21 protein-coding genes are annotated in these 17,682 nt (G+C 66.3%); 4 read left to right on the top strand and 17 right to left on the bottom strand.

The window, feature by feature from the left end; genetic code table 11:
- Positions 1-39: 39 nt before the first annotated feature.
- The 3 genes from sucD to F464_RS0107045 all read right to left on the bottom strand — a co-directional run bounded on the left by sucD (position 40) and on the right by F464_RS0107045 (position 2,920).
- Positions 40-933 (bottom strand): succinate--CoA ligase subunit alpha, encoded by an 894-nt coding sequence (sucD, locus tag F464_RS0107035; RefSeq protein WP_018989085.1) that lies wholly within the window; start codon positions 931-933, stop codon positions 40-42.
- Between the two features lie 11 nt (positions 934-944).
- A complete protein-coding gene (sucC, locus tag F464_RS0107040) occupies positions 945-2,105 on the bottom strand; it encodes an ADP-forming succinate--CoA ligase subunit beta (protein WP_026295821.1) in 1,161 nt (386 codons plus the stop codon).
- Between the two features lie 260 nt (positions 2,106-2,365).
- Positions 2,366-2,920, bottom strand: coding sequence for a DUF2889 domain-containing protein (locus F464_RS0107045; protein WP_026295822.1), 555 nt, complete (start codon positions 2,918-2,920; stop codon positions 2,366-2,368).
- A gap of 259 nt (positions 2,921-3,179) precedes the next feature.
- Here F464_RS0107045 and F464_RS0107050 point away from each other — a divergent pair, with 259 nt between their 5' ends.
- A complete protein-coding gene (locus F464_RS0107050; protein WP_018989088.1) occupies positions 3,180-4,997 on the top strand; it encodes a type IV pilus assembly protein FimV in 1,818 nt (605 codons plus the stop codon).
- A gap of 40 nt (positions 4,998-5,037) precedes the next feature.
- Here the strand turns inward: F464_RS0107050 and F464_RS0107055 are convergent, their stop codons facing one another.
- On the bottom strand, positions 5,038-5,784 hold the full coding sequence (locus F464_RS0107055; RefSeq protein WP_018989089.1) for a Nif3-like dinuclear metal center hexameric protein: 747 nt from the start codon (positions 5,782-5,784) through the stop codon (positions 5,038-5,040).
- Between the two features lie 73 nt (positions 5,785-5,857).
- Between F464_RS0107055 and F464_RS0107060 the strand changes: the two genes are divergently transcribed.
- Positions 5,858-7,021 carry a Do family serine endopeptidase gene (locus F464_RS0107060; RefSeq protein WP_018989090.1) on the top strand — a complete coding sequence of 388 codons (1,164 nt, stop codon included), beginning with the start codon at positions 5,858-5,860 and terminating at the stop codon, positions 7,019-7,021.
- A gap of 21 nt (positions 7,022-7,042) precedes the next feature.
- Here the strand turns inward: F464_RS0107060 and tatC are convergent, their stop codons facing one another.
- The 10 genes from tatC to hisB all read right to left on the bottom strand — a co-directional run bounded on the left by tatC (position 7,043) and on the right by hisB (position 12,562).
- Positions 7,043-7,804 (bottom strand): twin-arginine translocase subunit TatC, encoded by a 762-nt coding sequence (gene tatC / locus F464_RS27985; protein WP_018989091.1) that lies wholly within the window; start codon positions 7,802-7,804, stop codon positions 7,043-7,045.
- A complete protein-coding gene (gene tatB, locus F464_RS0107070; RefSeq protein WP_018989092.1) occupies positions 7,801-8,295 on the bottom strand; it encodes a Sec-independent protein translocase protein TatB in 495 nt (164 codons plus the stop codon). Before tatB ends, tatC begins: the two co-directional genes overlap by 4 nt.
- Positions 8,296-8,399: 104 nt before the next feature.
- Entirely contained in the window at positions 8,400-8,624 is a 225-nt protein-coding gene (gene tatA, locus F464_RS0107075) for a Sec-independent protein translocase subunit TatA (RefSeq protein WP_018989093.1), read from the bottom strand.
- A gap of 10 nt (positions 8,625-8,634) precedes the next feature.
- A complete protein-coding gene (locus tag F464_RS0107080) occupies positions 8,635-8,982 on the bottom strand; it encodes a histidine triad nucleotide-binding protein (RefSeq protein ID WP_018989094.1) in 348 nt (115 codons plus the stop codon).
- 7 nt (positions 8,983-8,989) lie between these two features.
- Positions 8,990-9,316, bottom strand: coding sequence for a phosphoribosyl-ATP diphosphatase (locus F464_RS0107085; protein ID WP_018989095.1), 327 nt, complete (start codon positions 9,314-9,316; stop codon positions 8,990-8,992).
- Positions 9,313-9,714: a phosphoribosyl-AMP cyclohydrolase gene (hisI, locus tag F464_RS0107090; RefSeq protein WP_018989096.1), complete on the bottom strand. Its 402-nt coding sequence runs from the start codon at positions 9,712-9,714 to the stop codon at positions 9,313-9,315. Before hisI ends, F464_RS0107085 begins: the two co-directional genes overlap by 4 nt.
- Complete coding sequence (gene hisF, locus F464_RS0107095) at positions 9,711-10,469, bottom strand: imidazole glycerol phosphate synthase subunit HisF (RefSeq protein WP_018989097.1); 759 nt, start codon at positions 10,467-10,469, stop codon at positions 9,711-9,713. Before hisF ends, hisI begins: the two co-directional genes overlap by 4 nt.
- Positions 10,469-11,218, bottom strand: coding sequence for a 1-(5-phosphoribosyl)-5-[(5-phosphoribosylamino)methylideneamino]imidazole-4-carboxamide isomerase (gene hisA, locus F464_RS0107100; protein WP_018989098.1), 750 nt, complete (start codon positions 11,216-11,218; stop codon positions 10,469-10,471). The genes hisF and hisA overlap by 1 nt, the downstream gene beginning before the upstream one ends.
- A 63-nt stretch (positions 11,219-11,281) precedes the next feature.
- Entirely contained in the window at positions 11,282-11,920 is a 639-nt protein-coding gene (gene hisH, locus F464_RS0107105; RefSeq protein ID WP_018989099.1) for an imidazole glycerol phosphate synthase subunit HisH, read from the bottom strand.
- A gap of 54 nt (positions 11,921-11,974) precedes the next feature.
- Entirely contained in the window at positions 11,975-12,562 is a 588-nt protein-coding gene (hisB, locus tag F464_RS0107110) for an imidazoleglycerol-phosphate dehydratase HisB (RefSeq protein WP_018989100.1), read from the bottom strand.
- Between the two features lie 182 nt (positions 12,563-12,744).
- Between hisB and hisC the strand changes: the two genes are divergently transcribed.
- Entirely contained in the window at positions 12,745-13,815 is a 1,071-nt protein-coding gene (gene hisC / locus F464_RS0107115; protein WP_018989101.1) for a histidinol-phosphate transaminase, read from the top strand.
- Between the two features lie 67 nt (positions 13,816-13,882).
- On the opposite strand, the gene hisD is transcribed toward hisC, so the two are convergent.
- A complete protein-coding gene (gene hisD / locus F464_RS0107120) occupies positions 13,883-15,196 on the bottom strand; it encodes a histidinol dehydrogenase (protein WP_018989102.1) in 1,314 nt (437 codons plus the stop codon).
- On the bottom strand, positions 15,193-15,834 hold the full coding sequence (gene hisG, locus F464_RS0107125) for an ATP phosphoribosyltransferase (RefSeq protein ID WP_026295823.1): 642 nt from the start codon (positions 15,832-15,834) through the stop codon (positions 15,193-15,195). Before hisG ends, hisD begins: the two co-directional genes overlap by 4 nt.
- Before the next feature lie 133 nt (positions 15,835-15,967).
- Between hisG and rnk the strand changes: the two genes are divergently transcribed.
- Complete coding sequence (gene rnk, locus F464_RS0107130; protein ID WP_018989104.1) at positions 15,968-16,375, top strand: nucleoside diphosphate kinase regulator; 408 nt, start codon at positions 15,968-15,970, stop codon at positions 16,373-16,375.
- Between the two features lie 40 nt (positions 16,376-16,415).
- On the opposite strand, the gene murA is transcribed toward rnk, so the two are convergent.
- Positions 16,416-17,678: a UDP-N-acetylglucosamine 1-carboxyvinyltransferase gene (gene murA / locus F464_RS0107135; protein WP_018989105.1), complete on the bottom strand. Its 1,263-nt coding sequence runs from the start codon at positions 17,676-17,678 to the stop codon at positions 16,416-16,418.
- Positions 17,679-17,682 lie beyond the last annotated feature (4 nt).

Here is a 17,682-nt window from a genome sequence, read left to right on the forward strand (position 1 = left end):
ACCAGCCGGCGCTTTTTCCTGTTGCGGAAGGAACGACGCTTACAGCATCGCCTTCAGCAGCTTGGCCATCTCGGACGGGTTGCGCGTCACCGTGAAGCCGCACTCTTCCATGATGGCGAGCTTGGCGTCGGCGGTGTCGGCACCACCCGAGATCAGCGCACCGGCGTGGCCCATGCGCTTGCCGGCCGGCGCGGTCACGCCGGCGATGAAGCCGACGATCGGCTTCTTCATGTTGGCCTTGCACCACTGCGCGGCTTCCGCCTCGTCCGGACCGCCGATCTCGCCGATCATGATCACCGCGTCGGTGTCCGGATCGTCGTTGAACATGCGCATCACGTCGATGTGCTTCAGGCCGTTGATCGGATCGCCGCCGATACCGACCGCCGACGACTGGCCCAGACCGATTTCGGTCAGCTGCGCGACGGCTTCATAGGTCAGCGTGCCCGAACGCGACACGACACCGATGCGGCCCTTGCGGTGGATGTGACCCGGCATGATGCCGATCTTGATCTCGTCCGGCGTGATCAGGCCCGGGCAGTTCGGTCCCAGCAGCAGCGTTTCCTTGCCGCCCTTGGCAACCTTCTGCTTCATCTTGTTGCGCACGACCAGCATGTCGCGGACGGGGATGCCTTCGGTGATGCAAATCGCCAGATCCAGGTCGGCCTCGCAGGCTTCCCAGATCGCATCGGCGGCACCTGCCGGCGGCACGTAGATCACGGACACGGTCGCGCCGGTCTCGGCTGCGGCTTCCTTCACCGAAGCGTAGATGGGGATGTCGAAGATCTTCTCGCCAGCCTTCTTCGGATTCACGCCGGCAACGAAGCAGTTCTTGCCGTTCGCGTATTCCTGGCACTTCTCGGTGTGGAACTGGCCGGTCTTGCCCGTGATGCCCTGGGTGATGACCTTGGTGTCTTTATTGATCAGGATGGACATTCAAACTCTCCTTACTTGACCGCCGCGACGATCTTGGTCGCAGCTTCCGCCATCGTGTCGGCGGCGATGATCGGCAGACCCGACTCGGCGAGGATCTTCTTGCCGAGGTCTTCGTTGGTGCCCTTCATGCGCACCACGAGCGGGACGGAGAGATTGACTTCCTTGGCTGCGGCGACCACGCCGGTGGCGATGGTGTCGCACTTCATGATGCCGCCGAAGATGTTCACGAGGATGCCCTTGACCTTGGGGTTCTTGAGCATGATCTTGAAGGCTTCGGTGACCTTCTCGGTCGTCGCGCCGCCGCCGACGTCGAGGAAGTTGGCCGGCTCGGCGCCGAACAGCTTGATCGTATCCATCGTGGCCATCGCCAGACCGGCGCCGTTCACCAGGCAGCCGATATTGCCGTCGAGCGAGATGTAGGCGAGGTCGAACTTCGACGCTTCGATCTCGTCCGCGTCTTCTTCGTCGAAGTCACGGAAATCGACGATCTCCGGGTGACGGTAGAGGGCGTTCGAATCGAAGTTGAACTTGGCGTCGAGTGCCTTGATGTTGCCGTTGCCTTCGAGGATCAGCGGGTTGATTTCCGCGAGCGAGGCATCGGTTTCCATGTAGCAGGTGTACAGGCGCTTCAGCGCATCCACCGCCTTCGCGACCGAAGCTTCCGGCACGCCGATGCCGCGCGCCAGGTTTTCGGCCTGCGCGTCGGTCAGGCCGACCAGCGGGTCCACGAATTCCTTGAGGATCTTCTCAGGCGTGCTGTGCGCTACTTCCTCGATGTCCATGCCGCCTTCGGAGGAGGCCATGATCGCGACCTTCTGCGTGGCGCGGTCGGTCAGCGCAGCAACGTAGTATTCCTTCTTGATGTCGGCGCCTTCCTCGATCAGCAGGTTGCGCACCTTCTGGCCTTCGGGCCCGGTCTGGTGCGTGATCAGCTGCATGCCGAGGATGTCGTTCGCGTACTGACGCACTTCGTCCAGCGAGCGCGCGAGCTTCACGCCGCCGCCCTTGCCGCGGCCACCGGCGTGGATCTGCGCCTTCACGACCCAGACCTTGCCGCCCAGCTCTTCTGCTGCCTTCACCGCGCCATCCACCGACACGGTATGGAAACCGCGCGGCGTCACGACGCCATACTTTCTTAGTAGTTCTTTTGCCTGATACTCATGAATCTTCATGGTTGCCCTTCGATCGAAGCCGCGACGCAGGGCGCGCCGCGCAGGTTGATGGGACGCTTCGGAGCATCGCTCCACGACACACGCCGTCTCCCTCGACCGACGCATACCGCTCCCGACCGGTCGTGTGTCGCCCGGCCCGACCTCTTGACCCAGCCCCTGAATGGGGACGAAGATCGCAAGATCGCAGGATTATACTCGCAATTGCGCAGTGCAGAATCGCAAGTCCGACGTGATCCTGCCCACCGCGCAACGGGCCGCGCCTACTCGTCGGACGCGGGCTTGCGGTACCACTTCGGGTAGTAGCGGCGCACGGTCTCGCGCGAACTCTCCAGCGCGTGGCACTTGTCGAGCTGGAAGGGTTTTTCGACGGTCTCCTCGTTGTCGCGCCGGAAGGTCGCGTAGGTCTGAATGGCCGCCGTCGGCAGGCTCATCAGCAGCTCGGTCACGTGCGAGCAGCCGCGCACGTCGGCGAACATCTCCCCGACGTTGCGGCGAAAGCCGCGGAGCAGGTTCAGCCCGACAAGCCGCCCGTATGCGGGACCGATCGTGTCGCACTCGCCCACGTAGGGAACACGGTCGGAAGACGCCTCGGCATCGACGATATTGAACGCGTCGTCTATCGTGATCCGCACGCGCATCTCGTGCACGGGGTCGCCCGCGCGGCGCACGCCCGACGCGAGCGGATAATCGACGGGCTTCGTGTCGCGCAGGCAGGCCTCGAGCTCCAGCAGGCCATCGTCGCGGCGAAAGCCCTCGACCGTGATCTGGCGCAGATGCGCCGAGCTGCGTGCGCACTTGGGAGGAGAGAGCGTCATCGGACGTACGGCAACGTATGGAAAACCGCATGTTACCGCGAATCGGGGCCATGTCCGCGCCCACAGGCGCGCCTGGTCGGTGCGGTACGACAGCATTTTCCACCCCACTGCGCGGCGCGAATTCCAGACGTCATAATATTGGAAGTAAGATCTTCTGTTTCCGGCGGGCAGCGGGAATGCAGATTCGCTACAATGTCCCGCAAAGATTTGATACAAGATACGGCTTTACGCCCGGGCCTCGCCAGCTTACGAACGGACGATGAAAAAACAGCAGTTCCAGCACCCGAGGGATTCCGCGCCCCTGCTCCTGACGGCGCTGCTGGCGCTCGCGCCAACATCGTCCGGCGCCTTCGTTCTCGGCGAACCGGTACCCTTGTCGAAGATCGGCGAACCCCTGAAGATCGAGATTCCCGTCCTGCAGGGCGATCCCGCGCAGCTTGGTGAATGCCTGCGCCTTGCGGCCCTGCCTGCATCGTCCGACGGCCTGCCGCGGGTGCGCAATGCGCGCCTCGATTTCGCCGGACACGGGCCGAACGTGCGGCTCGTGCTTTCGCACCGCCTGCCCAGCTTCGACCCCGCGCTGCGCTTCGCCATCGAGGATCTTTGCGACAGCCGCCTGCGTCGCGAGTACACGGTGCTGCTGGCCTTCCCCGACAACTCCACGGCCGACGCATCCGCGGGCACCGCAGCCTCGACACAATCGGGGGATACGGCTGCGGGCGCCCCCCCGCAGGAGACGCCGCGCCGTCCGCGCCACTACCGGCGCGCAGCCTCCTCCGCCGACGCACCGGTGGCGACGTCCACAGCGGCACCCAGCCGGGCCGCAGCGCCGTCGAGCGCCAGCCGCGACCGGCTCGAACTCGGTGGCGGCGAATCGGAGATTCCCGGATCCGGCCTGCGCCTGAGCACGCAGCTCGGCAGCCTTGCACGCATCGACGCGACGACCGAGGCCCGACGCGAGCAGCTGCGCCGCGAGCAATCCGTGATCATGGCGATCGACCGGACGATCGTCGCCCAGCTCGAACTGGACGAACGCATCCGGCAACTCGAAGCCGTGCAGTCGCGGATGATGGCCGAGCACATCCGCACGCCCGTAGCGGCATCCCGCACCGAGCCCGTTGCGCCGGCCACGGAGCCGGCCGATGCTGAGCCGCCGGCACCGCAGGCGCAGCCGGCGGAGCCCGACCACAGCGTCGCCGAAGCCTGGAAACAGGGTACGCTGACGGTCGGATTCGTCTCCCTGGCGCTCGCTGCCGTCCTTGCCTGGATCCGCAAGCGCCGCGACAAGGCGCCCGCTGCCGACGAAACGGAACCGGCACGCAGACCCGCACCTGCCCGGAAGAAGGCGCCCCTCCGCCCCGCCAGCCCGGTCGCTGCGGCCCATCCTGCCGCCCCCGTGCTACCGCCGGACTTGCCGGAGACGACCGCTTCCGGCCGCGCCCCCGTGCATTCGCCCTTCGGCTGGGAGACGGAGGAGGACATTTTCGCGCCCCCCGTATCGATAGCGCCGATAGCGCCCATTGCCCCGCTCGCCCCGACCTCTCGCGTCGCGGTCGAGGAATCCGCAGAAGAGCACGAATCGGCAATCGAGCTCGCCGAAATCATGATGGGGTTCGGCCGCATCCGCGGTGCGGCCGACACGCTCGCCGAGTTCATCGCGTCGAATCCGAAGAAGGCGGTCACGCCCTGGCTCAAGCTCATGGAGGTGTACCGGACCGCGGACCTGCGCGAGGAATTCGACGCCCTCGCCAAACAGCTCAACAAGACCTTCAACGTCAAGACCGTCACCTGGGAGAGCTTCGACGAAGCACGCACGACGACGAACTCGATGGAACAGATGGCCCACGTGACGACGAACGTCCAGCAGATGTGGGGCACGCGCGAATGCCAGGCCTACCTCGAGCATCTGCTGCGTGACAACCGCGACGGAACCCGCGAAGGCTTCCCGCTCAGCGTGATCGACGAGATCCTGCTGCTCGAACTGCTCCTCGAGGACCAGCTCGGCCCCTACCGCCCCGAGATCACGCCGCCGCCCGACGGCGACGCGTCCCGCGCGACACCGCCCCAGCTCGTGTAAGCCGGGAACGGCGGCGGATCGGGCCATACCCGGTCCTGCCCTACACCGGATTGTCGAGATCGACGAAACGGGCCTCGATGCCGAAAGTCTGGTCCAGATATTGCGCCAACGCGTGGATCCCGTAGCGCTCGGTCGCGTGGTGCCCCGCGGCGATGTAGGGCACGCCCGATTCGCGCGCGAGATGCACCGTCTGCTCGGAAATCTCCCCAGACACGTATAGATCCGCGCCGGCCGCGATCGCCTGCTCGAAATAGCCCTGCGCGCCGCCCGTACACCACGCGACGCGGCTTACTGACCGGGTTCCGTCCCCCACCAGCAGGGGCTCGCGCCCGAGCCGGGCGGCAAGCGAACGCGCAAGCTGCTCCGCGGTACCGACCTGCGCGGGCCGGCCGATCCACGCGAGATCCTGCTCTCCGAACCGCCCCTCGCCAACCCAACCCGCGACAGCCGCCAGCTGGGCGTTGTTGCCGAGCTGCGGATGGGCATCGAGCGGCAGATGGTATGCAAGCAGACTGATGTCATGGCGCAGCAGGCTGGCGATGCGGCGCTTGCGGATACCCGTGATGCGCCCGTCCTCGCCACGCCAGAACCAGCCGTGATGCACGATGACGGCATCGACCCCCTCCTCCACGGCACGGTCGAGCAGCGCCTGGCTCGCGGTGACGCCGCACAGCACGCGATGCACCTCGGCCCGTCCTTCCACTTGCAGGCCGTTTGGGGAATAATCCCGGAACCGCGGGACTTCCAGCAGTTCATCCAGATGGGCTTGCAGTTCGGCGAGTTGCATGCGGTCTCCAACTCCAGTTTTCCGGGCCTCTTGGCGAGCGCGACATCGAGCGCCGCCCAATTCGAGCAACATTATGCGCCGCCTGTGGCTGATCTTCGCGCAGGCCGTGACAGTGAGCGTCGCGGTCCTGTTTGTACTGAACACCCTGAAACCGGAATGGTTCAAGAACGCGGCCCCGGCTGCGGTCGTCTCCATCCTCGAGGCCCCGGAAACCGACTCCGCGGCATCCGTTCCCGCGCCGAACTCCTATGCCGACGGCGCCCGACGCTCGATGCCCGCCGTGGTACATATCTACACGGCCAAGGACATCGAGCGCCCACGCCACCCCCTGCTCGACGACCCGATCTTCCGCCATTTCTTCGGCGACCGGCAGGGGAACGCGCCATCGCAGCGCGCATCGGGACTGGGCTCGGGGGTCATCGCGAGCCCCGACGGACTGATCCTGACCAACAACCACGTCATCGAGGGTGCCGACGAGATCGAGATCGCACTCAATGACGGACGCAAGTTTCCCGCGCGCCTCGTCGGCCGCGACCCCGAGACCGACCTCGCGGTGCTCCGCCTGCAAGGCAACGGCAAGCTGCCCGCAATCACCTTCGCACGGCAGGACGCGCTGCAGGTCGGCGACGTCGTCCTCGCCATCGGCAACCCCTTCGGTGTCGGCCAGACCGTCACGATGGGCATCGTCTCGGCCCTCGGGCGCAGCCAGCTCGGCATCAACACCTTCGAAAACTATATCCAGACCGACGCCGCAATCAATCCGGGCAACTCGGGCGGCGCGCTGGTCGACAGCCAGGGCAACCTCGTCGGCATCAACACGGCGATCTATTCGCGCTCGGGAGGCTCGCTCGGCATCGGCTTCGCGATCCCTGCGTCGACCGCGCGCGACGTGCTCGAACAGATCATCGCTACAGGGCAGGTCACGCGCGGCTGGATCGGCGTCGAAATCCAGGAGATCACGCCCGAACTCGCCGAATCCTTCGGCATTCCGGGCACCGAGGGCGCGCTCATCGCCGGCGTGCTGCGCGACAGCCCGGCCGAGCGCGCCGGCATCCGCCCGGGCGACATCCTCATCGGCGTCGACGGCAAGCCGGTCCACGACCCCAAGGGCATGCTGGAGCAGGTCGCCGGCCTGATGCCGGGCCACAACGCAAACTTCCGCGTGCGCCGCACCGACAGCGAACTCGATCTGAAGGTGGAAATCGGGCGCCGGCCGGCGCCCTCCGTGCAACGCTGAACACGGCCCGCCGAGGCGGGCTTAATTGCTCTCGATGCGCTCGAGCGACTCGCTGCCGCCGTCGCTCCGGTCCTTGACCAGAATCCGCGCAATGATCACCCCCACCTCGAAGAGCAGGCACATCGGGATCGCCAGCAGCAGCTGCGACACGACATCCGGGGGCGTAATCACCGCCGCGACGATGAAGGCTCCGACAATCACGTAGGGGCGTGCCGCAACCAGCTTCTCCACGCTGACCACGCCCGTCTTCGCGAGCAGGATGACCGCCACCGGCACCTCGAAGGTCAGGCCGAAGGCGATGAACATCGTCATCACGAAGGACAGGTACTGCTCGATGTCCGGCGCCGGTGTGATGCTCTTCGGAGCAAACTCCGCGATGACCTTGAACACCGTGCCGAACACGAAAAAGTAACAGAACGCCATGCCGAGCAGGAACAGTATCGTGCTGCCGAGCACGAGCGGCAGTCCGAACCGCCTCTCGTGCGCATACAGGCCGGGCGCGACGAAGGCCCAGGCCTGATAGAGGACGACGGGCAGCGCAACCACGAAGGCCGCCATCATCGTCACCTTCACCGGCACGAAGAAGGGCGTGACCACGCCGGTCGCGATCATGTGCGTCCCTGCCGGGAGCGTCCTGATCATCGGCATTGCCAGCAGATCGTAGATGTCGCTCGCCCAGGGCATCAGGCACAGGAATACGACCAGGATGGCCAGCATCGCGCGCAACAGGCGGTCGCGCAGCTCGACGAGATGCGAAACGAAGGTTTCCTGCGCGGCGCTCATGCTTTGTCCGTGGTTGTGTTCACGAGCGGCCCGGAAGACTGCCCGAGCCCGAGTTCGAGCTGACGGCTATCGACGACCGCCTCGGCGGGCTGCGTATCGAGCGACGACAGATTCGCACCCTCCGCCGGCATTGCGGCGGGCGCGGCCGGGGTGGCCTCGGCCACCGGCGCTGCGCTCGGCGCAAGCTGTCCGTCGAGAGCGCTCTTCGCCTCAGCCGCCGTCCGCGCGAGATCAGCCTCCACGCTCTGGGCCTGCCCGCGCATCGACGATTCGAGATCGCGCGCCTGCTGTTCGACCTGCTCCTGCAACTTCTTGAGCTCCTCGAGCTGCATCTCGCGCTGGATGTCCGACTTGACATCGCTGACGTAGCGCTGCAGTCGCCCCAGAAGATGGCCTGCGGTCCGCGCAACCTTCGGCAGGCGCTCGGGCCCGACGACGACGAGCGCCACCACAGCGATGACGATGAGTTCAGAAAAACCTAGATCGAACATGATGTAAGAGCCTTTGCCGGCCGGGTCATGCGTGCAGTGACGGCCTCAAAACGAAGGGGCGCACCAACACCGCGCCCCTTGCCGCTGCCATCACCCACGCAGGCTCAGGAATGCAGCTTGTCGGACTTCTCGCGCGCCGGGGCGTCGATGGTTTCGCCGCCGATCTTCTGCTGGACGTCGTCGGACTTCTCCGATTCCTTCATCCCGTCCTTGAAGCCCTTCACCGCACCGCCGAGATCCTGGCCGATATTGCGCAGTTTCTTGGTGCCGAACACCAGCACGACGATCACCAGGACGATCAGCCAATGCCAGATACTGAATGAACCCATACCGCTCTCCTTAACGCTTCAACATGGCCGGAAGCACTTCCGGGCCACCCAGGATGTGGACATGCAAATGATACACTTCCTGCCGCCCCACCCTTCCGGTATTGATGATCGTGCGGTAACCCTCGCCGCAGCCGTTCTCGCGTGCAAGACGGGCTGCGGTGGTCATCACCCTCCCCATCACCTCGACATGCTCGGGCCCCAGCTCCGCCATCGACGGGACGTGCAGCTTCGGGATCACGAGGAAGTGCACCGGCGCGACCGGGTTGATGTCGTGGAACGCGAGCACGTGCTCGTCCTCGTACAGCTTCTTCGCGGGAATCTCGCCGGCCGCGATCCGGCAGAAGATGCAGTCGCTCATGCTCGCCTCAGGCCGTGGTGCGCGACTTCTTCTCGTCAATCCCTGAGACACCCTCGCGGCGCCGGAATTCAGCGAGCACGTCGTCGACCGACAGGCCGAAGTGCGTCAGCAGCACCATCGAATGGAACCACAGGTCGGTGACCTCCCAGACGATGTGCAGCATGTCCTTGTCCTTGGCCGCCATGATGGTTTCGGCGGCTTCCTCGGCGACCTTCTTGCAGATCGCGTCCGTGCCCTTGGCGTACAGGCTGGACACATAGGAGGAATCGGGGTCCGCCTTCTTGCGCTCCGCGAGGGTCGCGGCGACGCGGTGCAGCACTTCGATGTCGATCATTTGTAGATATCCTTGGGATCCTTCAGCACGGGGTCCACGGCCTCCCACGAACCCGCGCTCAGATAACGCTGGAAAAAGCAGCTGTGGCGGCCGGTATGACAGGCGATCCCGCCGACCTGCTCGACCTTCAGCAACACGACGTCGTTGTCGCAGTCGATACGGATCTCATGCACCTTCTGCACGTGGCCGGACTCCTCGCCCTTATGCCACAGCTTGCGGCGCGAACGCGACCAGTAGATCGCCTCGCCTGTCTCGGCGGTACGTTGCAGGGCCTCGCGGTTCATCCACGCGAACATCAGCACGTCCCCGGTCGAAGCCTCCTGCGCGATCACCGGCACGAGGCCCTGGTCGTCCCAGCTGACCTCGTTGAGCCAGCGGGCGGAATTGGCATTGCTCACAGACGTACCTCGATACCGCGGCTGCGCATCAGCTCCTTCGCCTCGCGCACCGTATGCTGGCCGAAATGGAAGATGCTCGCCGCGAGCACGGCGTCGGCGCGGCCTTCGGACACGCCTTCGGCCAGATGCTCGAGCGTGCCGACGCCACCGCTGGCGATCACCGGAATCGGGACGGCATCCGACACCGCGCGCGTGAGCGCGAGATCGAAGCCGATCTTCGTGCCGTCGCGGTCCATGCTGGTGAGCAGGATCTCGCCGGCGCCAAGGGCCGCGACCTTCCTCGCCCACTCGATCGCGTCCAGCCCGGTGTTGTTGCGCCCGCCGTGCGTGAACACCTGCCACTTGCCCGGCGCGGTCTGCTTGGCGTCGATCGCGACGACGATGCACTGGCTGCCGACCTTGCCCGCAGCGTCGGCGACGACCTGCGGGTTATTCACCGCAGCGGTGTTGATGCTGACCTTGTCGGCGCCGGCATTGAGGAGGCGCCGCACATCCTCGACGGTGCGCACGCCGCCACCCACCGTCAGCGGGATGAAGACCTGCTCGGCGACCTGCTCGACGACATGGATGATGGTGTCGCGCGCGTCGGAACTCGCGGTGATGTCGAGGAAGGTGATCTCGTCGGCGCCCTGCTCGTCGTAGCGACGCGCGATCTCGACCGGGTCGCCGGCGTCGCGCAGCTCGACGAAATTGACGCCCTTGACCACACGCCCGGCATTCACGTCCAGGCAGGGGATGATGCGCTTGGCAAGCATCAGGCAGTTTCGCCGCTGAGTTCGTCGGCGCGCGCCTGCGCGGCGGCGAAGTCCAGCGTGCCTTCGTAGATCGCACGACCGGTGATCGCGCCGGTAATGCCTTCGGACTCGACCGCGCACAGCGCGTCGATGTCCGCCAGCGAGGCGATCCCGCCGCTGGCGATGACCGGGATGCGCAGGGCCTGCGCAAGGCGCACGGTCGCTTCGATATTCACGCCGGAGAGCATGCCGTCGCGGCCGATGTCGGTATAGATGACGCCCTCGACGCCGTAATCCTCGAATTTCTTCGCCAGATCGACGACATCGTGGCCGGTCATCTTCGACCAGCCGTCGACGGCGACCTTGCCGTCCTTGGCGTCGAGGCCGACGATGATGTGACCCGGGAAGGCGCCGCACGCGTCGTGCAGGAAGCCCGGATTCTTCACCGCGGCAGTCCCGATGATGACGTAGGAGATGCCGTTGTCGAGGTAGTGCTCGATGGTGTCGAGATCGCGGATGCCGCCACCGAGCTGGACCGGAATGTCGTCGCCGACCTCATCGGCGATCGCGCGGATCGCCGCTCCGTTCTTCGGCTTGCCGGCAAAGGCGCCATTGAGGTCCACAAGGTGCAGGCGGCGTGCGCCGAGGTTGATCCAGTGCCGCGCCATCGCGGCCGGGTCCTGGGAAAACACCGTGGCATCGTCCATTTCGCCCTGCTTGAGGCGGACGCAATGGCCGTCCTTCAGATCGATAGCGGGAATCAGCAGCATACGGGGAAGAGTTGCATCTGAGGAGTGGAAGGGAAGCTACAGGCGGGGTCCGGACGGTATTCGTCAGGGAGCCCAGGAAATGAAATTCGCAAGCATCCGCAGGCCCGCCTGCGCACTCTTTTCGGGATGGAACTGAACCGCGAAGATGTTATCCCGCGCTACCGCACTGGTAAACATCAATCCGTAATCGGTTTCGGCCGCAATCAGCGCAGCCTCGTCGGGCAGGACGAAATAGCTGTGCACGAAATAGAAGCGATCGCCGTCGGGAATGCCTTCCCACAACGGGTGTGCGATGCGCTGGCGTACCTCGTTCCAGCCCATGTGCGGCACCTTCAGGCGCGAGCCGTCGGCCGCGACCATCTTCGCGTCGGGAAAGCGCACGACATTTCCGGGCAGGATGCCGAGGCCGGGCACGTCGCCCTCCTCGCTGTGGCCGAAAAGCATCTGTTCGCCGATGCAGATGCCCAGGAAGGGCTTGGACGCGGCGGCGTCGAGCACCGACGCGCGCAGTCCGCGCAGATCCAGTTCGCGCATGCAGTCGGGCATCGCGCCCTGCCCCGGGAACACCACCCGTCCCGCGGCGGCCACCACCGCGGGATCGGAGGTCACGACCACAGTCTTGCCGGGGGCTACGTGTTCGACCGCCTTGGCAACCGAACGCAGGTTGCCCATGCCGTAGTCGATGATGGCTACGTCGCTCATCGCGGAATCGCTCGCAGGAAAATCAGAAGGTTGGGCGGGGAGTCTGGCAGGAACTCAGAGGGCGCCCTTGGTCGAGGGGATCACGCCGGCGGCGCGCTCGTCGCGCTGTGCCGCCATACGCAACGCGCGACCGAAGGCCTTGAAGATGGTTTCGCACTGGTGATGGGCGTTGTCGCCGCGCAGGTTGTCGATATGCACGGTCACGCCGGCATGATTGACGAAGCCCTGGAAGAATTCGCGCGCGAGATCGACGTCGAAGTTACCGATGCGCCCACGCGTGTAGTTCACGAAGTAGTGCAAGCCGGGACGGCCGGAGAAGTCCACGACGACGCGCGACAGCGCCTCGTCGAGCGGCACGTAGGCGTGGCCGTAGCGGAAGATCCCTTTCTTGTCGCCGAGTGCCTTCGCGAAGGCCTGCCCGAGGGTGATGCCGACGTCCTCGACCGTGTGGTGGTCGTCGATGTGGGTATCGCCATCGGCCTTGATGTCGAGATCGATCGCGCCGTGGCGGGCGATCTGGTCGAGCATGTGATCGAAGAAGGGCACACCCGTGGCGAGACTGGCCTTGCCGCTGCCGTCCAGGTCGATGCGGACGGTGATCCGGGTTTCCAGGGTGTCGCGAGTTACTTCGGCTTGCCGCATGAGAATCTGCTTCGAATCCAGGAGTTCAGAGGGAGTTCTGACGCGCACGGGCGTCACTCTCGGGCATGATACCATCGCCTGACTGTCCCGCCGCAATGCCGGCCGCAGCGGCCGCCGGACGCGGCCCACAACGGCCCGGACGTGCTCGGGTCCCCTCCGACAATCCTGCATCCGATCCGCCGATGAGCCAATACTGGAGCGCCGTCGTCAACGGCCTGACCCCCTATGTCCCGGGCGAACAGCCCAAGCTCGCCAACCTGGTCAAGCTCAACACCAACGAGCATCCGTACGGACCGTCGCCCAGGGCGATCGAGGCGATCCGCGCCGAGGCGTCCGACGCGCTGCGCCTGTATCCCGACCCGACCTCGGAACGGCTGCGCGCCGCCATCGCCGCGCGCCACGGCATCACGGTGCAGGAAGTCTTCGTCGGCAACGGCTCCGACGAGGTTCTCGCGCACGCTTTCCTGGCGCTGCTGAAGCACGACAGTCCGCTGCTCTTCCCGGACATCTCGTACAGCTTCTACCCGGTGTATTGCGGACTGTACGACATCGAGTTCGAGACGGTGCCGCTCGACGGGAAGCTCGCGATCCGCCCCGACGATTACCTGCCCGCCGACGGCAAGGCCGCGGGCGGCATCATCTTCCCGAATCCGAATGCGCCGACCGGGCGCCTGCTGGCGCTCGCCGAGATCGAGCGCATCGTCGCGGGCAACCCGCAGTGCGTGGTCGTGATCGACGAGGCCTACGTGGACTTCGGCGGGGAATCGGCCATTCCGCTCACCGCACGCTATCCGAACCTGCTGGTCGTGCAGACCTTCTCCAAATCGCGCTCGCTCGCAGGCCTGCGCGTGGGCTTCGCGATCGGCCACCCCGACCTGATCGAGGCGCTGGCGCGCGTGAAGGACAGCTTCAACTCCTACCCGCTGGACCGACTGGCGATCGTCGGCGCGACGGCGGCGATCGAGGACGAGGCGTATTTCGAGCGCACACGTCAGGCGGTGATGCGCACGCGCGGCCGGCTCGTCGCGGACCTCGCCGCGCTCGGCTTCGAAGTGCTGCCCTCGGCGGCGAACTTCGTGTTCGCGACGCACCCGGCGCGCGACGCGGGGGAACTCGCCGCCGAGTTGCGCAAGCGCGCGATCATCGTGCGCCACTTCCGCCAGCCGCGCATCGAGCAGTTCCTGCGCATTACGGTGGGCACGGACGAGCAGTGCGCCGCGCTGATCGGGGCGCTACGCGAGATCCTCGCGTAAACGCATGAAAGGCGCCCCACCGGGACGCCCTTCCTTGATCCCCGGCGCGCGCCAGCGGCGCGGCGGCTCACTTGTGCAACCGCATCTCCGCCGAGCGCGCGTGTGCTTGGAGACCCTCGCCGTGGGCGAGCGTGGAGGCGACGCGGCCCAATGTCTGCGCACCTGCCTCCGAGATCTGGATGATGCTGGTGCGCTTCTGGAAGTCGTACACGCCCAGCGGCGACGAGAAGCGCGCGCTGCGCATGGTCGGCAGCACGTGGTTGGGGCCGGCGCAGTAGTCGCCCAGCGCCTCGACCGACCAGTGGCCGACGAAGATCGCACCGGCGTGGCGGATGCGGTCTACCCACGGCTCGGGTTCGTCGAGCGACAGCTCCAGGTGCTCGGGCGCGATACGGTTCGCGATCGCGCAGGCCTGCTCCAGGCTCTCTACGTGGATCAGCGCGCCGCGGTTCGCGAGCGAGGCGGCGATGGTCTCGCGGCGCGGCATCGCCGGCAGCAGGCGCTCGATCGACGCTTCGACCGCGTCGATGAACGCGGCGTCGGTACACAGCAGGATCGATTGCGCGAGTTCGTCGTGCTCCGCCTGCGCGAAGAGATCCATCGCGACCCAGTCGGAATGGCCACTGCCGTCGGAGATGACGAGGACTTCGGAGGGGCCCGCGACCATGTCGATGCCGACCGTGCCGAACACGCGGCGCTTGGCCTCGGCGACGTAGGCGTTGCCGGGACCGACGATCTTGTCGACCTGCGGCAGGGTCTGCGTGCCGTAGGCGAGCGCGGCGACGGCTTGTGCGCCGCCGATCGTGAACACACGGTCGACGCCGGTGATCGCGGCAGCAGCCAGGACGAGCGGGTTCTTCTCGCCGTTCGGCGTCGGCACGACCATGATCAGCTCGCCGACGCCGGCGACCTTGGCCGGAACGGCGTTCATCAGCACCGAACTGGGATAGGACGCCCGTCCGCCGGGCACGTACAGGCCGACGCGATCGAGCGGCGTGACCTTCTGGCCGAGGCGCGTGCCGTCGGCCTCGACGTAGTCCCAGGATTCGGCGCGCTGGCGCTCGTGGTAGACGCGCACGCGGTCGGCAGCGATGCGCAGCGCCTCGCGCTGCTCGACGGTCAGGCTGTCGAGCGCGGCCTTCAGTTCGGCCTTCGGCAGTTCCAGCCCGGCCATCGACTTCACGTCGAGGCGGTCGAAGCGCCGCGTGTATTCGATGACCGCGGCATCACCGGTAGTGCGCACGGCACTCAGGATCTCGGTGACGGCCGCGTCGATGCGCGCATCCGCGCTGCCTTCGAAGGCGAGCAGCGCGTCCAGCGTGGACAGGAACTCGGGATCGCGCGCGTCAAGGCGGCGGATCGTTCGGCTCGCATCACTCATTTCACAGCTCCCGCAAAGGCCTCCAGCACGGGCTGGAGGAGTTCGCGCTTCAGCTTCAGCGAGGCTTGGTTAACGACCAGGCGCGAGCTGATCTGCATGATCTCCTCGACTTCCTCGAGGTTGTTCGCGCGCAGCGTGTTGCCGCTCGAGACGAGGTCCACGATCGCGTCGGCGAGACCGACCAGCGGCGCGAGCTCCATCGAGCCGTACAGCTTGATCAGGTCGACGTGCACGCCCTTGGCGGCGAAGTGCGCCTTGGCGCTGTTGATGTATTTGGTCGCGACGCGGATGCGCCCGCCGGGCCGCGTCGCCGCGGCGTAGTCGAAGCCCTTCTGCGTCGCGACGCACAGGCGGCACTTCGCGATGTTGAGGTCCAGCGGCTGGTACAGCCCTGCCCCGCCGTGTTCGAGCAGCACGTCCTTGCCCGCGATGCCAAGGTCGGCCGCGCCGTACTGGACATAGGTCGGCGTGTCGGTCGCTCGCACGATCACGAGGCGCACGTCCGGGCGGTTCGTGCCGATGATGAGCTTGCGCGAGGTCTCGGGGTTGTCGGTCGGGGTGATACCGGCAGCCGCAAGCAGCGGCAGCGTTTCCTCGAAGATGCGGCCCTTGGACAGGGCAAGGGTGATGCTGGACACGAAGGGTGCCTCGGGAAAAAAGCGGGCTGACATTGTAACCCGCCCGCCCTTCTGATAGCCTTCGACGACTGGCTGAACCGCGCTGCGGTTCGGCCTTTTTTACTTTTTGCGCGAAGCACGGAGTCGAAACGCCATGAAACCCGAAATCGTGATCTCCTCGCAGGACCTCGATCGCCTCGAGGGCTTGCTGGCCGCACCGGCCGCCCGCAACCGCAGCGACCTCAACGGCCTGCGCGACGAGCTTGCGCGGGCCGATGTGCGCGAACCCCAGGACATGCCGGCCAACGTCATCACGATGAACAGCCGCGCTCACTTCCGCGAGTTGCCCGGCGGCCGCGAGCATGAACTGACGCTGGTCTACCCCGGTGACGCGGCACCGGACGGGGGGAAGGTGTCGGTCTTCACGCCGGCCGGGAGCGCCCTGCTGGGACTGGCGGTCGGCCAGACGATCGACTGGGAGAATTCGGACAAGCACCCGATCAGGCTCGAGGTGCTGGATGTCACGTGGCAGCCGGAGGCTGCGGGACGCTTCGACCTGTAAGGACTGCGGGCGCCGGCGCAACGACCGGCGCCCCACGCATTCAGGCGAGCCGGCGCACCCTCGCGCCGAGGTCGGCGAGCTTCTGCTCGAGGCGCTCGTAACCGCGGTCGAGATGGTAGATGCGCTCGATCACGGTCTCGCCCTCGGCAACCAGTCCTGCGATCACGAGACTCGCCGACGCGCGCAGGTCGGTGGCCATCACGGTCGCGCCCTGCAAGCGTTCGACGCCCTGCACCATCGCAGTATTGCCGTCGATGCGGATGTCCGCGCCGAGCCGCTGAAGCTCGACCGCGTGCATGAAGCGGTTCTCGAAGATCGTCTCGCGGATCACCGCCGCACCGTTCGCGACCGCATTGATCGCCATGAACTGCGCCTGCATGTCGGTCGGGAAGGCCGGGTAGGGCGAGGTGCGAATGCTCACCGACGTAAGGCGCTGCGGCGCCTTCAGGCGGATCGCGTCGCGCTCGGTGACGACGTCGCAGCCGGCATCCATCAGCTTGTCGATCACTGCGTCGAGGTAGGCCGACGAGGTGCGCGTGAGACGGATCTCGCCGCCCGTAGCGGCCGCGGCGCACAGGTAGGTACCGGTCTCGATGCGGTCCGGCATGATGCGGTGGGTCGTGCCCGACAGACGCTCGACGCCGCGGATGCGGATCACGTCGGTGCCGGCACCCGAGATGCGCGCGCCCATCGCGACGAGGCAGTTCGCCAGGTCGACGACTTCAGGCTCGCGTGCGGCATTCTCGATGACGGTCTCGCCGTCGGCGAGGCAGGCCGCCATCATCAGGTTCTCGGTGCCGGTGACGGTGACCATGTCGGTGAAAAGGCGCGCGCCCCTGAGGCGCGGCACCTGCGCATGCACGTAGCCGTGCTCGACCGTCACCTGCGCGCCCATCGCCTGCAGGCCCTTGATGTGCTGGTCCACGGGCCGCGCGCCGATCGCGCAGCCACCGGGCAGGCTCACCTTCGCCTCGCCGCAGCGCGCGACCAGCGGGCCGAGCACGAGGATCGACGCCCGCATGGTCTTGACCATCTCGTAGGTCGCGACCGGGTTGTCGAGCTCCGAGGCATCGAGCGTCACACTGCCGGCATCGTCACCGCTGCCGCGGCTGACCTTCACGCCCATCTGCGCGAGGAGCTTCAGCAGCGTGCCGATGTCGTTGAGCTGCGGCACGTTCGTGAACGTGACCGGCTCGCGTGTGAGCAGCGCCGCGCACAGGATGGGTAGCGCCGCGTTCTTCGCGCCGGAAATGGCGGTCTCGCCCGTGAGGCGGGCACCGCCTTCGATCAGAAGCTTGTCCATCGTG

Origin of the sequence: Aromatoleum toluclasticum ATCC 700605 (genome assembly GCF_000378245.1) — a bacterium.
Classification (GTDB): Bacteria; Pseudomonadota; Gammaproteobacteria; order Burkholderiales; family Rhodocyclaceae; genus Aromatoleum; species Aromatoleum toluclasticum.

Coding starts and splice junctions, on each gene's coding strand:
- hisH (WP_018989099.1), bottom strand. CDS start 11,920: ATGAGCGACGTAGCCATCATCGACTACGGCATGGGCAACCTGCGTTCG.
- hisA (WP_018989098.1), bottom strand. CDS start 11,218: ATGCTGCTGATTCCCGCTATCGATCTGAAGGACGGCCATTGCGTCCGC.
- tatC (WP_018989091.1), bottom strand. CDS start 7,804: ATGAGCGCCGCGCAGGAAACCTTCGTTTCGCATCTCGTCGAGCTGCGC.
- F464_RS0107050 (WP_018989088.1), top strand. CDS start 3,180: ATGAAAAAACAGCAGTTCCAGCACCCGAGGGATTCCGCGCCCCTGCTC.
- hisC (WP_018989101.1), top strand. CDS start 12,745: ATGAGCCAATACTGGAGCGCCGTCGTCAACGGCCTGACCCCCTATGTC.
- sucD (WP_018989085.1), bottom strand. CDS start 933: ATGTCCATCCTGATCAATAAAGACACCAAGGTCATCACCCAGGGCATC.
- hisD (WP_018989102.1), bottom strand. CDS start 15,196: ATGAGTGATGCGAGCCGAACGATCCGCCGCCTTGACGCGCGCGATCCC.
- tatA (WP_018989093.1), bottom strand. CDS start 8,624: ATGGGTTCATTCAGTATCTGGCATTGGCTGATCGTCCTGGTGATCGTC.
- tatB (WP_018989092.1), bottom strand. CDS start 8,295: ATGTTCGATCTAGGTTTTTCTGAACTCATCGTCATCGCTGTGGTGGCG.
- F464_RS0107060 (WP_018989090.1), top strand. CDS start 5,858: ATGCGCCGCCTGTGGCTGATCTTCGCGCAGGCCGTGACAGTGAGCGTC.
- sucC (WP_026295821.1), bottom strand. CDS start 2,105: ATGAAGATTCATGAGTATCAGGCAAAAGAACTACTAAGAAAGTATGGC.
- hisF (WP_018989097.1), bottom strand. CDS start 10,469: ATGCTTGCCAAGCGCATCATCCCCTGCCTGGACGTGAATGCCGGGCGT.
- rnk (WP_018989104.1), top strand. CDS start 15,968: ATGAAACCCGAAATCGTGATCTCCTCGCAGGACCTCGATCGCCTCGAG.
- F464_RS0107055 (WP_018989089.1), bottom strand. CDS start 5,784: ATGCAACTCGCCGAACTGCAAGCCCATCTGGATGAACTGCTGGAAGTC.
- hisB (WP_018989100.1), bottom strand. CDS start 12,562: ATGCGGCAAGCCGAAGTAACTCGCGACACCCTGGAAACCCGGATCACC.
- murA (WP_018989105.1), bottom strand. CDS start 17,678: ATGGACAAGCTTCTGATCGAAGGCGGTGCCCGCCTCACGGGCGAGACC.
- F464_RS0107045 (WP_026295822.1), bottom strand. CDS start 2,920: ATGACGCTCTCTCCTCCCAAGTGCGCACGCAGCTCGGCGCATCTGCGC.
- F464_RS0107085 (WP_018989095.1), bottom strand. CDS start 9,316: ATGATCGACATCGAAGTGCTGCACCGCGTCGCCGCGACCCTCGCGGAG.
- F464_RS0107080 (WP_018989094.1), bottom strand. CDS start 8,982: ATGAGCGACTGCATCTTCTGCCGGATCGCGGCCGGCGAGATTCCCGCG.